General features: G+C 59.7%; 8 protein-coding genes. 5 read left to right on the top strand and 3 right to left on the bottom strand.

The window, feature by feature from the left end:
• Positions 1-83: 83 nt before the first annotated feature.
• Genes ACA065_RS28270 through ACA065_RS28260 form a run of 3 tightly spaced genes read right to left on the bottom strand, consistent with a single transcriptional unit; the run spans position 84 to position 6,716 of the window.
• Positions 84-2,270: a hypothetical protein gene (locus ACA065_RS28270; RefSeq protein ID WP_497692410.1), complete on the bottom strand. Its 2,187-nt coding sequence runs from the start codon at positions 2,268-2,270 to the stop codon at positions 84-86.
• An 18-nt stretch (positions 2,271-2,288) separates the two neighbouring features.
• Positions 2,289-4,502 carry a hypothetical protein gene (locus ACA065_RS28265; protein ID WP_497692409.1) on the bottom strand — a complete coding sequence of 738 codons (2,214 nt, stop codon included), beginning with the start codon at positions 4,500-4,502 and terminating at the stop codon, positions 2,289-2,291.
• An 18-nt stretch (positions 4,503-4,520) separates the two neighbouring features.
• Positions 4,521-6,716, bottom strand: a complete 2,196-nt coding sequence (locus tag ACA065_RS28260; RefSeq protein WP_497692408.1) for a hypothetical protein — start codon at positions 6,714-6,716, stop codon at positions 4,521-4,523.
• 315 nt (positions 6,717-7,031) lie between these two features.
• On the opposite strand from ACA065_RS28260, the gene glyA reads away from it, so the two are divergent.
• The 5 genes from glyA (at position 7,032) to ACA065_RS28235 (ending at position 13,645) form a co-directional block, all read left to right on the top strand.
• Entirely contained in the window at positions 7,032-8,285 is a 1,254-nt protein-coding gene (gene glyA / locus ACA065_RS28255; RefSeq protein WP_497692407.1) for a serine hydroxymethyltransferase, read from the top strand.
• Between the two features lie 22 nt (positions 8,286-8,307).
• Positions 8,308-9,558: a sarcosine oxidase subunit beta gene (locus ACA065_RS28250; RefSeq protein WP_010207084.1), complete on the top strand. Its 1,251-nt coding sequence runs from the start codon at positions 8,308-8,310 to the stop codon at positions 9,556-9,558.
• Positions 9,559-9,573: 15 nt separating this feature from the next.
• The gene (locus ACA065_RS28245) at positions 9,574-9,876 is read left to right on the top strand and encodes a sarcosine oxidase subunit delta (protein ID WP_034116139.1); all 303 of its coding nucleotides are present in this window, start codon (positions 9,574-9,576) and stop codon (positions 9,874-9,876) included.
• On the top strand, positions 9,873-12,890 hold the full coding sequence (locus ACA065_RS28240; protein ID WP_497692406.1) for a sarcosine oxidase subunit alpha: 3,018 nt from the start codon (positions 9,873-9,875) through the stop codon (positions 12,888-12,890). Before ACA065_RS28245 ends, ACA065_RS28240 begins: the two co-directional genes overlap by 4 nt.
• A 122-nt stretch (positions 12,891-13,012) precedes the next feature.
• A complete protein-coding gene (locus tag ACA065_RS28235; RefSeq protein ID WP_497692405.1) occupies positions 13,013-13,645 on the top strand; it encodes a sarcosine oxidase subunit gamma in 633 nt (210 codons plus the stop codon).
• Positions 13,646-13,655: the final 10 nt, after the last annotated feature.

The following is a 13,655-nucleotide window of genomic DNA, read 5'->3' as shown; positions in this document are numbered from 1 at the left end:
CGAATGCATGAACTGGCGCTGTTTGATGTGCAAGCGTAGCTGGGTTTGTAGGGCGGTGTGATCTAAGCATCGTTTGTACGTGCCTAAACGCGCTGCCAGGGTTTAATGCCCTGTTGGCGCAAGATAACGTTTGGCCATACGAGGTACGTAAACGTCTCGGTCAGTTTGATACGTGTTTGGTCGAACGCCGGTGATTGCGCTGGAGTAAAGCGGAACATTTCAAGTCGATAACCTATGCCATAGGACGTCGCTGGCAAGTCTGTGTTTGCCGTGACAACTGTGTAGTCGTCAGGCGTTGCAGGGTTGAACGAGTCGATAAACCAATCCCTTGCGGTGTTTCCCAATGAACGTCTGACTCTGCGCCAGGCATCAATGCGACGTTGATATTCCTGTGAGTCGACTTTACCCGTCAGCGCCAGCGAGAATTTCGTGTTTAGCGCGTTTTCCACGTAATCGGTGTAGAGATAAGTCTCGTAGGCCCTATGTGTCACGCCATTTGCGATATAGCTTGTCGCTGCGGGTACGCCATCCCAGGGCAAGCCGGTTTTCTTTCCGATTTCCTGATCCAGCATCGGCTTGATGGTCGGCCCGGCTCTGCCTCCCGGTTCATAGGATTGCGCAGAATCCGGCGCAACGGCGGGCCAAAAAGAACTCTGGGCTGCGCAAAGTTTGGCATCCTCGGGGAATGGGCTACCTAGCCTGTAAGAAGCCAGGTGCGTTACGTCGTCCAGTTCAGAGATGCCAACGTCCCAGCCGGGTGCGAACACCCCGGCTCCTGAATCAGTAAGATGCGAGGCACACCTTGCTGATGTGACAGTCGGTGTCAGGGGCGTAGCAGAGGCCGGCGAGCTATTAAATTGGCCAACAATTGCCGTCATGCTGACGTCGGTGCTGGAAAAGGACTCTGGAAAAGACTGGATATTGGCCGGGAAACGCGAGTCGGACAGGCATCGCGGACGAACAGAAAAGACCGTGAACTGAGCAACTCCGCCCATGCTTTCGAGCCATTCCAGCAGGTGTCGCTGGTCGCAAAGGGGGTAAAAGTCCGGTGCGCAGATCAGTGAGTAGGCGGCCACGCGTTGTGGAATCGCGGCGTCCAGAGCCGTGCAGTGGGCTTGAATCCAGCCATCGCCTGTGAAATCCAGATAGTGCAGGGCCTTGAAATTACCCTTCCTCAACTCGCTAAGCATGTTGGGTCGCCGATTCATGTTGATCACGTTGCCCGTGTCATCGACTTTATGACGAATGTGCACAAAATCGGGGGCATTACCGTTAATTGCCAAGCTGGAAACCAGAATGCCAGGACTGTCAGGCACATTGAATGTCAACAGTTTGTCCTGGTATCGAGCGGCTTCAATCAGATGTTTATGGGGAATGGGGGCGATTAATCCTTGGCCATATACAGGCTCGGGCAGCCAGGCTGCGAGGCCTTCAGTCATAACGAAGGGCGGCTGGCTGATATGGGGTTCCGCCCAGCCCGAACCGGCTCCCAACGCCAAGTGTATACGGCGTAATTTCTCGTTTTTGTGCTGTGCCAGGAGCTTAACGTCAAGTGTCATGCCAGCAATGCACGCGTTGCCGCTGAACAGTTTATGCAGCGGCACCCAGAAATCATTGGTTGCGTCATTTTGGCCAAAGCGCATGGGGCCGAAACTGGCGCGGTCGCCTTTAAGCTGGACTGCAACATAGGCACTGTAGCGCGCGGGCAAGACGCGAATCGCGTGATTTTCCCCATCTACAAACGGCAGGAAGCCTCTGTTTTTTGCGTCGTACAACGGCGCCGTAGTGCCCACCCGCGCTATGCCGGTTCGCGAAAAACACAGATCGGCATGCACCTTGTGCACCGTGTCCGGTGCCGGGCGGTACTCAACCGCGAAGACCACCACCGCCATGGGCCGCCCATTGGCGCGCGCCTGCAGTTGCGCAAGGCTGGGCGGCTGGCGGCCATACACGTAGTTGAGGACGGTTTCGAGTTCTGCCGGCGTGGGGTAAGCCAGGAGGGGGTTGCCGCTGGCGTCGGTGGTCACATTGGCATTGGCCAGTGCGTGGTAGAGCAGGCTGGAGGCGGGTTTGCCGGGTTCAATGCCCCGTGTGCCGGTCAAGGCAAAGTCTTCAAAACCTTGACGTGTGCGGTCTGGATTCAGCGTTTTACCCAGTTCGGCTTCAAGGTTGGGCGCCAGGATGTCCAGGCCGTGGTGACGTAATAAGGTGTGCCAGCCATGGGGCGCCAGGCGTTTGCAGAGGTCGATAACGTGGTTAATTAAAGCCATGCCTGTATGCCTCGATGCCTAAACGCGCTGCCAGGGTTTAATGCCCTGTTGGCGCAAGATAACGTTTGGCCATACGAGGTACGTAAACGTCTCGGTTAACTGGACATTGGCCAGGTCGAACGTGCGCGGTTCAACCCGTTTACAGCGGAATACTTTAAGTCGATAGCCTATTTCATCTGCTGTCACTGTCACGCCCGTGTTGAGCGTGGCTATTTTGGATTCATCCAATGTGGCCGTGTTGAAAGAGTCGATAAACCAATCAAACGCATCGTCGTCGTCATCGTCGTAGCCCTCGAGTGAGTTTCTGACTTGCCGTAAGGCCTCGATTCGACGTCGGTACTCCTGCGTGTCGACTTTGCCCGTCAGCGCCAGCGAGAACTTTCCGTTGAGCGCGTTTTCCGTGTAGTCGGTGTATTGGAGGGTCTCATAGGCCCTGTGGGGCGCGTTATTGGCGACGTATTTTTTCGCTGCCGGTACACCATCCCAGGGGAACCCGGCATTGTTGCCGATCTCCTGGTCCAGCATCGGATTGATGGTCGGACCGGCACCGCCATTCGGTTCATAGATTTGCCCTGAGTCCGGCGAAATGGCGGGCCAGAATGAACTCATTGCAGCACAGATCTTTGCATTCTCGGGAAACGGGCTACCTAGCCTGTAGGCCGCAAGGTGTATTGCGTCACCCAATGCGGGTTCTTGAGTAGCGGTGCCTATATCCCATCCCGGAGCGAATACCCCTGCGCCTGCATCAGGAAGACACGAGGCACGCTGTGCAGATGCGACGCTCGGACGTGGTGTCGCAGGGGCGGGTAGGTTATTTAGTTGGGCAACGATCGCTGTAATGCTGAGGTCCGTACTGGAAAAAGAATTCGGAAAAGATTGAATATTGGCCGGGAGCCGCGAGTCGGACAGGCAGGTCGGTTCTACGTTGAAGTACGAGGCCCGAGCATCCTGGTTGATGCTTTCGAGCCATTCCACCAGGTGGCGCTGTTGGATCAGGGGATAAAAGTCAGGTGCGCAGATCAATGAGTACGCGGCCACACGCTGTGGAATAGCGGTGTCCAACGCTGCGCATTGGGCTTGAACCCACCCATCGGCAGTAAAGTCGAGGTAATGCAAGGCGCTGAAATTGCCCTTCTGCAACTCGGCAAGCATGTCTCGCCGATGATTGAGATTGATGACGTTACCTGCCTCATTGACTTTATGGCGAATATGCACGTTTTCTGGAGCATTGCCGATGATTGCCAAGTTCGACGCAAAAAGTGGCGGGTTGTCCGGGACATTGAACGTCAACGGTTCACCCTGGTATCGGGCAACTTCAGCCAAATAATTGTGCGGCCTGGGGGCCATTAATCCAGGGCCATAGGCTGGCTCAGGCAGCCAGTCGGCGAGGCCTTGGGTAATAACAAAGGGCGGTTGGCTGATATGAGGTTCGCCCCAGCCGGAACCTGAACCCAACGCCAGGTGTATACGGCGCAATTTCTCGTTTTTGTGCTGGGCCTGGAGGGCAACATCCAGCGTCATGCCGGCGATGCACTCGGTGCCGCTGAACAATTTATGCAGCGGCACCCAGAAATCTTCGGTTGCGTCTTTTGCGCCAAAGCGCATGGGGCCGAAATGGGCGCGGTCACCTTTGAGCTGGACCGCGATGTAGGCGCTGTAACGTGCAGGAAGCACTCGAATAGCGTGATTTTCCCCTTCTGCAAATGGCAGGAACCCTCGGCTTGGCGCGTTGTACAACGGAGCCTTAGTACCCACCCGCGCGATGCCGGTGCGCGAAAAACACAGATCGGTCTGAACCTTGTGTACCGTGTCCGGCGCCGGGCGGTATTCGACTGCGAAAACCACCACCGCCAAGGGGCGCCCATTGGCCCGCGCCTGCAGTTGCGCAAGGCTGGGCGGCTGCCTGCCGTAAACGTAGTTGAGGACGGTTTCGAGTTCTGCCGGCGTGGCGTAAGCCTGGAGTGGGTTGCCGCTGGCGTCGGTTGTTACGTTGGCGTTGGCCAGTGCGTGGTAGAGCAGGCTGGAGGCGGGTTGGCCGGCTTCAATGCCCCGTGTCCCACTCAAGGCGAAGTCCTCAAAGCCTGGGCGCGTACGGTCTGGAGTCAGCGTTTTACCCATTTCGGCTTCAAGGTCGGGCGCCAGGATGTCGAGACCGTGGTGAAGCAACAGGGTGTGCCACCCATGAGGTGCCAGGCGTTTGCAGAGATCGGTAACGTGGTTAAGTAAGTCCATGCCGGTGGTCCTCGCTACCTAAACGCGCTGCCAAGGTTTAACACCCTGCTGACGCAAGACAACCTGGGGCCATACAAGGTAAGTAAACGTTTCGGTTAGTTTGATATGAACTTGGTTGAACGCGGGTGAGATAACCCGTTCATAGCGAAACACTTCAAACCGATAGCCGAAGTCAGTCGGCGTAACTGACCCGTTCGTATTAACCGCGACTACGTTGGAATCGCCTGGTGTTGCAGTGTTGAGCGAGTCGATAAACCACTGGTTGGACGTGGCGCCCAATGACAGCCTGACTCGCCGGAAGGCATCGACACGCCGTTGATATTCCTGCGAGTCGACTTTACCCGTCAGTGCCAGCGAGAACTTTCCATTGAGCGCGTTCTCGGTGTAGTCGGCGTAGCGGTATGCCTCGTAAGCCCTATGTGTAGCGCTTCTGGCGATATATTTTTTCGCTGCCGCTACGCCATCCCAGGGGAACCCGGCATTTTTGCCGATCTCCTGATCCAGCATCGGTTTGATGGTCGGGCCAGCACCGGCATTCGGTTCATAGGATTGCGCTGAGTCGGGTGCAACGGCGGGCCAGAATGAACTCAGTGCGGCGCACAGCTTGGCATCTTCGGGGAATGGACTACCCAGCCTGTAAGCCGCCAAGTGTCTTACGTCGCCCAAATTGGTTTGGTGATCAACGACGCCAACATCCCAGCCGGGTGCGTATACGCCTGCTCCTGCATCAGGGAGGTATGAAGCGCACCTTGCAGACGCGACGTTTGGCTGGGGCGCAGCCACGTCAGGCGAGGTATTAAACTGGGCAACAATGGCAGTCATGCTGACGTCTGTACTGGAGAAAGACTCGGGAAAAGACTGAATATTGGCGGGCAGACGAGAGTCGGACAGGCACCGCGGTCGTATACGGAAAATGGTGAACTGAGCAAGCCGGTCCATGCTTTCGAGCCATTCCATCAGGTGTCGCTGCTTGCACAGGGGATAAAAGTCAGGGGGGCAGACCAATGAATACGCGGCCACGCGTCGTGCAATGGCGGCGTCTAACGCTACGCACTGGGCTTGAATTCGGCCATCGGCGGTAAAGTCCACGTAGTGAAGGGCTTTGAAATTACCCTTCTGCAACTCATCCAGCATGTCTGGCCGGCGATTGAGGTTGATGATGTTGCCAGCGTCATCGACTTTGTGGCGAATATGCACGTATTCCGGCGCATTTTCGTCCAGCGCCAAGCTGGAAACCAGGAGGCTGGGGTCCTCAGGTACATTGAACGTCAAAGGCTTGCCCTGGTATTGGGCAGCCTCCGTCAGGCGTTTATGGGGTAGGGCAGCCATGAGCCCAGGGCCATACGCGAGCTCGGGCAGCCAGTCCGCGAGGCCTTCAGTGGTGATGAACGGAGGTTGGCTGATATGGGGTTCGCCCCAGCCGGAATCTGGCGCCAACTCCAGGTGTATGCGGCGTAATTTCTCGTTTTTGTGCAGTGCCTGGAGCTCAACGGCCAGCGTCATGCCAGCAATGCACGCGTTGCCGCTGAACAGTTTATGCAGCGGCACCCAGAAATCATTGGCTGCATCGGGTGCGCCAAAGCGCATGGGGCCGAAGTTGGCGCGGTCGCCCTTCAGCTGGACCGCGATGTAGGCGCTGTAGCGCGCTGGCAACACTCGAATTGCGTGATCTTCACCTTCTACAAACGGCAGGAAACCTCTGCTTTTTGCGTCGTACAACGGCGCCGTAGTGCCCACCCGTGCTATGCCGGTTCGCGAAAAACACAGATCGGCATGCACTTTGTGCACCGTATCCGATGCCGGGCGGTACTCAACCGCGAACACCACCACCGCCATGGGGCGCCCATTGGCACGCGCCTGCAGTTGCGCAAGGCTGGGCGGCTGGCGGCCGTAGACGTAGTTGAGGACGGTTTCCAGTTCTGCCGGGGTTGGGTAGGCCTGAAGAGGGTTGCCAGCGGCGTCGGTGGTCACATTGGCATTGGCCAGCGCGTGATACAGCAGGCTGTGTGCCGGTTTGCCAGGCTCAATGCCCCGTGTGCCGGTCAAGGCAAAGTCTTCAAAACCTTGGCGTGTGCGGTCTGTATTGAGCGTTTTACCCAGTTCGGCCTCAAGGTTGGGCGCCAGGATGTCCAGACCGTGGTGACGCAATAAGGTGTGCCAGCCATGGGGCGCCAGGCGTTTGCAGATATCAATAACTTGGTTAAGCAGCGCCATGCCTGCATGCCTCGACGGGGTGTGGCGTTCAATCTTTTCGATTAAACGGTGAACGCGTCGAATGCATGAGCTGGCGCTGTTTGATTGGCAAGCGTAGCTATTTTTTTGTGTTGTGCGCGCCAACGCCGCGGTTTTTGTTTACGGCTCCCGGTGTGACGCGCGATCTCAGCGCTTTATGCGCCTGCACGCCAGGCCATGTCGTAAACGCACCTTTGCGTGGCGTCCGTAGGCATTTGACCTGTCTGCACCAGCCCTACCATCGCATCAAAGGGCTCTGCACGGGCCTCAACAATACGAAAGGCTGGGAGAGACGCGATGTTCAGCAAAAAAGACCAGATCCAGGGATATGACGACGCCTTGCTGGCGGCGATGAATGCCGAGGAGCAGCGTCAGGAAGATCATATCGAGCTGATCGCGTCCGAGAACTACACCAGCAAACGCGTGATGGAAGCTCAAGGCAGCGGCCTCACCAACAAATACGCCGAAGGCTACCCAGGCAAGCGCTACTACGGCGGCTGCGAGCACGTGGACAAGGTTGAAGCCCTGGCCATTGAGCGCGCCAAGCAGCTGTTCGGCGCCGACTACGCCAACGTGCAGCCGCACTCGGGCTCGTCGGCCAACAGCGCGGTGTACCTGGCGCTGCTGAACGCCGGCGACACCCTCCTTGGCATGAGCCTGGCCCACGGTGGCCACCTGACCCACGGCGCCAAAGTGTCGTCCTCGGGCAAGCTGTACAACGCTGTGCAATACGGCATCAATACCGACACCGGCTTGATCGACTACGACGAAGTCGAGCGCCTGGCCGTCGAGCACAAGCCGAAGATGGTCGTGGCTGGTTTCTCCGCCTACTCCAAAACCCTGGATTTCCCACGCTTTCGCGCAATCGCCGACAAGGTTGGCGCGCTGCTGTTTGTTGACATGGCCCACGTCGCCGGCCTGGTGGCTGCTGGTCTGTACCCGAACCCGCTGCCCTACGCCGATGTGGTCACCACCACTACCCACAAGACTCTGCGCGGTCCACGTGGCGGTTTGATCTTGGCCCGTGCCAACGAAGAAATTGAAAAGAAACTCAACTCTGCGGTGTTCCCCGGCGCCCAGGGCGGCCCGCTGATGCATGTGATCGCCGGCAAGGCCGTGTGCTTCAAGGAAGCGGCGGAGCCGGGCTTCAAGGTTTATCAACAACAAGTGATCGACAACGCCCAGGCCATGGCCAGCGTGTTTATCAAACGTGGCTACGATGTGGTGTCCGGCGGCACCGACAACCACCTGTTCCTGGTCAGCCTGATTCGCCAGGGCCTCACCGGCAAAGAGGCGGACGCCGCCCTCGGTCGCGCCCACATCACCGTCAACAAGAACGCCGTGCCGAACGACCCGCAGTCGCCGTTCGTGACCTCGGGCCTGCGCATCGGCACCCCGGCGGTGACCACACGCGGCTTCAAAGTACCGCAATGCATTGAGCTGGCCGGTTGGATCTGCGACATCCTCGATAACCTCGGCGACGCCGATGTCGAGGCCAACGTGGCCAAGCACGTGTCTGCCCTGTGCGCTGATTTCCCGGTTTATCGCTGAGCGCGGTTTTGGAGTAATGACTATGCAACGCTACTCGGGCTTCGGCCTCTTCAAACACTCACTCAGCCACCACGAAAACTGGCAGAAAATGTGGCGCACGCCCACGCCTAAAAAGGTCTACGACGTGGTCATCGTCGGCGGCGGCGGGCATGGTCTGGCGACCGCCTATTACCTGGCCAAAGAGCACGGCATCACCAACGTGGCCGTGGTTGAAAAGGGCTGGCTGGGCGGCGGTAACACCGCGCGCAACACCACCATCGTGCGCTCCAACTACCTGTGGGACGAGTCGGCGCACCTCTACGAACACGCGATGAAACTGTGGGAAGGCCTGTCCCAGGACCTGAACTACAACGTGATGTTCTCCCAGCGTGGCGTTTACAACCTGTGCCACACCCTGCAAGACATCCGTGATTCCGAGCGTCGCGTGAGCGCCAACCGCCTCAACGGCGTCGACGGCGAACTGCTCAATGCCAAACAAGTCGCCGACGAGATCCCGTACCTCGACTGCTCGAAAAACACCCGCTACCCGGTACTCGGCGCCACCGTGCAACGTCGCGGCGGCGTGGCCCGTCACGATGCCGTGGCCTGGGGCTTTGCGCGTGCTGCGGACGCACTCGGTGTGGACTTGATCCAGCAGACCGAAGTGATCGGCTTCCGTAAGGAAAACGGCGTGTGCATCGGCGTAGAAACCAACAAGGGCTTTATCGGCGCCAAGCGCGTCGGCGTGGTGACGGCCGGTAACTCGGGCCACATGGCTTCGCTCGCCGGTTTCCGCCTGCCGATCGAATCCCACCCGCTGCAAGCGTTGGTGTCTGAGCCGATCAAGCCAATCATCGACAGCGTGATCATGTCTAACGCTGTGCACGGCTACATCAGCCAGTCCGACAAGGGCGACCTGGTGATCGGCGCCGGTATCGACGGCTACAACGGCTACGGCCAGCGCGGCTCGTACCCGGTGATCGAACACACTATCCAGGCCATCGTCGAGATGTTCCCGGTGCTGTCGCGCGTGCGCATGAACCGCCAGTGGGGCGGCATCGTCGACACCACGCCGGACGCCTGCCCGATCATCTCCAAGACCCCGGTGCCGAACATGTTCTTCAACTGCGGTTGGGGCACCGGTGGCTTCAAGGCCACGCCAGGCTCAGGCAACGTATTTGCCGCGAGCCTGGCCAAGGGTGAAATGCACCCACTGGCCGCACCTTTCTCCATCGACCGTTTCCACAACGGTGCGTTGATCGACGAACACGGCGCTGCGGCCGTCGCCCACTAACAGGAGAAATTTCCTATGTTGCATATCTTCTGTCCTCACTGCTTTGAGCTGCGCTCCGAAGAGGAATTCCACGCGTCCGGCCAAGCGCACATCCCGCGCCCGCTGGACCCGAATGCCTGCACCGATGAAGAGTGGGGCGACTACATGTTCTTTCGCGATAACCCGCGCGGCCTGCACCACGAGCTGTGGATTCACGCCGCCGGTTGCCGCCAATACTTCAACGCCACGCGCGACACGCTGACCTACGAAATTCTTGAAACCTACAAGATCGGCGAGAAGCCGCAATTCACCGCCAAGGCTTCTGGAGAGAAGGTATGAGCCAGATCAATCGCCTGTCCAACGGTGGCCGCATCGACCGCAATAAAGCCCTGACGTTTACCTTCAACGGCCAGAGCTACAAAGGCTTTGAGGGCGACACCCTGGCCGCTGCACTGCTGGCCAACGGTGTCGACATTATTGGCCGCAGCTTCAAGTACTCGCGGCCTCGCGGCATCTTTGCTGCCGGCTGCGAGGAGCCCAACGCGGTGCTGCAGATCGGCGCCACCGAAGCCACCCAGATTCCCAACGTGCGCGCCACGCAACAGGCGCTGTACCAGGGCTTGGTCGCCACCAGCACCAACGGCTGGCCGAGCGTGAACAACGACATGATGGGCATTCTTGGCAAGGTCGGCGGCAAGCTGATGCCGCCGGGTTTCTACTACAAAACCTTCATGTACCCGCAATCGTTCTGGATGACCTACGAGAAGTACATCCGTAAGGCTGCAGGCCTTGGCCGCTCGCCGACCGAGAACGACCCGGACACCTATGACAACTTCAACCGTCATTGCGACGTGCTGATCGTGGGCGCAGGCCCTGCCGGTTTGGCCGCGGCGCTGGCCGCCGCGCGCAGTGGCGCTCGGGTGATCATTGCCGATGAGCAGGAAGAGTTCGGCGGCTCCTTGCTGGACTCGCGCGAAAGCCTCGACGGCAAGCCAGCGGCCGAATGGGTTGCCAGCGTGGTTGCTGAGCTCAAAGCCTTGCACGATGTGGTGCTGCTGCCCCGCGCGACGGTCAACGGCTACCACGACCATAACTTCCTGACCATTCACGAACGCCTCACCGATCACCTCGGTGACCGCGCGCCGATTGGCGTGGTGCGTCAGCGTATCCACCGCGTGCGCGCCAAGCGTGTGGTGCTGGCGACCGGTGCCTGCGAGCGCCCGCTGGTGTACGGCAACAACGACGTGCCGGGCAACATGCTCGCTGGCGCGGTCTCCACTTACGTGCGTCGCTACGGCGTGGCACCCGGCAAAAAACTGCTGCTGTCGACTAACAACGATCACGCCTACCGCGTGGCACTGGACTGGTTCGACGCTGGCCTCACGGTGGTGGCCGTGGCCGATGCGCGCCACAACCCACGCGGCGCACTGGTTGAAGAAGCCCGCGCCAAAGGCATTCGTATCCTTACCGGCAGTGCCGTGATCGAAGCGCGTGGCAGCAAACACGTAACCGGCGCCCGCGTCGCGGCCATCGACGTCAAAGCCCACAAAGTCACCAGCCCCGGCGAGTGGCTGGAGTGCGACCTGGTCGCCAGCTCCGGTGGCTACAGCCCGGTGGTTCACTTGGCTTCGCACCTGGGCGGCAAGCCGACCTGGCGTGAAGACATCCTCGGTTTCGTACCGGGCGAAGCACCGCAAAAACGCGTATGCGTCGGTGGCATCAACGGCGTCTACGGCCTCGGCGATTCCCTGGCAGATGGTTTTGAAGGTGGCGTGCGCGCGGCCAGCGAAGCCGGTTTCGCGCCGGTAGAAGGCACACTGCCCAAAGCCTTGAGCCGTCTGGAAGAGCCGACCTTGGCGCTGTTCCAGGTGCCTCACGAGAAAGCCACTGCACGGGCGCCGAAGCAATTTGTCGACCTGCAAAACGACGTGACTGCCGCCGCCATCGAACTGGCGACCCGCGAAGGGTTCGAGTCGGTCGAACACGTTAAGCGCTACACCGCGCTGGGCTTCGGCACCGACCAGGGCAAGCTGGGTAACGTCAACGGCCTGGCGATTGCCGCGCGTTCGCTGAACGTGACCATCCCGCAGATGGGCACCACCATGTTCCGCCCCAACTACACGCCGGTGACTTTCGGCGCCGTGGCGGGCCGCCATTGTGGGCACATCTTTGAACCGGTGCGCTACACCGCGCTGCAAGCCTGGCACGTGAAAAACGGCGCCGAGTTTGAAGACGTCGGCCAGTGGAAACGCCCGTGGTACTTCCCGCGTAACGGTGAAGACCTGCACGCCGCCGTAAAACGCGAATGCCTGGCTGTGCGCGACAGCGTCGGCCTGCTGGACGCGTCGACCCTCGGCAAGATCGACATTCAAGGCCCGGATGCCCGCGAGTTCCTCAACCGCATCTACAGCAACGCCTGGACCAAGCTCGACGTGGGCAAGGCCCGCTACGGCCTGATGTGCAAAGAAGACGGCATGGTCTTCGACGACGGCGTCACCGCCTGCATCGCCGACAACCACTTCCTGATGACCACCACCACCGGCGGCGCGGCGCGCGTACTGCAGTGGCTGGAAATCTACCAACAAACCGAATGGCCGGACCTCAAGGTGTACTTCACCTCGGTCACCGACCACTGGGCGACCATGACCTTGTCCGGCCCCAATAGCCGCAAGCTGTTGAGCGAAGTCACCGACATCGACCTGGACAAGGACGGCTTCCCGTTCATGACCTGGAAAGAAGGCCTGGTTGGCGGCGTGCCGGCGCGGGTGTTCCGTATCTCGTTTACCGGCGAGCTGTCGTACGAAGTCAACGTGCAGGCCGACTACGCCATGGGCGTGCTCGAACAGATCGTCGAGGCCGGCAAAAAGTACAACCTGACCCCGTACGGCACCGAGACCATGCACGTACTGCGCGCCGAGAAGGGCTTCATCATCGTCGGCCAAGACACCGACGGCTCGATGACCCCGGACGACCTGAACATGGGTTGGTGCGTAGGCCGCACCAAACCGTTCTCGTGGATCGGCTGGCGCGGGATGAACCGTGAAGACTGCGTGCGTGAGGAGCGTAAGCAACTGGTGGGCTTGAAGCCGATTGATCCGACCGTGTGGCTGCCGGAAGGCGCGCAGCTGGTGCTGGATCCGAAGCAGACGATCCCGATGAAGATGGTCGGCCACGTCACCTCAAGCTATGCGCATAACTCGCTGGGTTACTCGTTTGCGATGGCGGTGGTGAAGGGCGGCTTGAAGCGCATCGGCGAGCGGGTGTTTTCGCCTCAGGCGGATGGCAGCGTGATCGAGGCGGAGATTGTGTCTTCGGTGTTCTTTGACCCGAAAGGCGAACGCCAGAACATCTGACAGACCGAGTCGCGGCCTTCGCGAGCAAGCCCGCTCCCACAGGGGAATGCATTCCAAATGTGGGAGCGGGCTTGCTCGCGAAGACGCCAGTAGCCGCACAACAGAATTAGGAAAGGTGCTATATGACAGCAGCCAACGTATACCAACAACGCCCCACCACCGGCGCCAAGGCCGAGTCGTCGCTGCACCATGCCGACCTCGCCAGCCTGGTCGGCAAGGGCCGCAAAAACGCCGGGGTGACCGTGCGTGAAAAGAAACTTCTCGGCCACCTGACGATTCGTGGCGATGGCCATGACGCGGCCTTCGCCGCCGGCGTACACAAGGCCCTGGGCATCGAGTTGCCCGGCGCCCTGCAGGTCATCGTCAACGGCGAGACCAGCCTGCAATGGCTCGGCCCGGATGAGTGGTTGCTGGTGGTGCCGAGCGGTGAAGAATTCGCCGCCGAGCAAAACCTGCGTGCCGCCCTGGGCGACCTGCACATCCAGATCGTCAATGTCAGCGGCGGCCAGCAGATCCTCGAACTCAGCGGGCCGAACGTGCGCGATGTGCTGATGAAATCCACCAGCTACGACGTGCACCCCAACAACTTCCCGGTGGGCAAGGCGGTGGGCACGGTGTTCGCCAAGTCGCAGCTGGTAATCCGTCACACCGCCGAAGACACCTGGGAGCTGGTGATTCGTCGCAGCTTCTCGGATTACTGGTGGTTGTGGCTGCAGGATGCATCGGCTGAGTTCGGCCTGAGTGTTCAAGCCTGAGGAGTCACGC

It is taken from the genome of Pseudomonas sp. LBUM1640 (genome assembly GCF_059716225.1).
The sequence above is the reverse complement of the archived record's forward strand: the minus strand, read 5'-3'. Positions and strand labels throughout refer to the sequence as shown.

Bases quoted from the DNA above. Each gene is read 5' to 3' on its own strand.
- ACA065_RS28260 (WP_497692408.1), bottom strand. From the start codon at position 6,716: ATGGCGCTGCTTAACCAAGTTATTGATATCTGCAAACGCCTGGCGCCC.
- ACA065_RS28235 (WP_497692405.1), top strand. From the start codon at position 13,013: ATGACAGCAGCCAACGTATACCAACAACGCCCCACCACCGGCGCCAAG.
- glyA (WP_497692407.1), top strand. From the start codon at position 7,032: ATGTTCAGCAAAAAAGACCAGATCCAGGGATATGACGACGCCTTGCTG.
- ACA065_RS28250 (WP_010207084.1), top strand. From the start codon at position 8,308: ATGCAACGCTACTCGGGCTTCGGCCTCTTCAAACACTCACTCAGCCAC.
- ACA065_RS28240 (WP_497692406.1), top strand. From the start codon at position 9,873: ATGAGCCAGATCAATCGCCTGTCCAACGGTGGCCGCATCGACCGCAAT.
- ACA065_RS28245 (WP_034116139.1), top strand. From the start codon at position 9,574: ATGTTGCATATCTTCTGTCCTCACTGCTTTGAGCTGCGCTCCGAAGAG.
- ACA065_RS28265 (WP_497692409.1), bottom strand. From the start codon at position 4,502: ATGGACTTACTTAACCACGTTACCGATCTCTGCAAACGCCTGGCACCT.
- ACA065_RS28270 (WP_497692410.1), bottom strand. From the start codon at position 2,270: ATGGCTTTAATTAACCACGTTATCGACCTCTGCAAACGCCTGGCGCCC.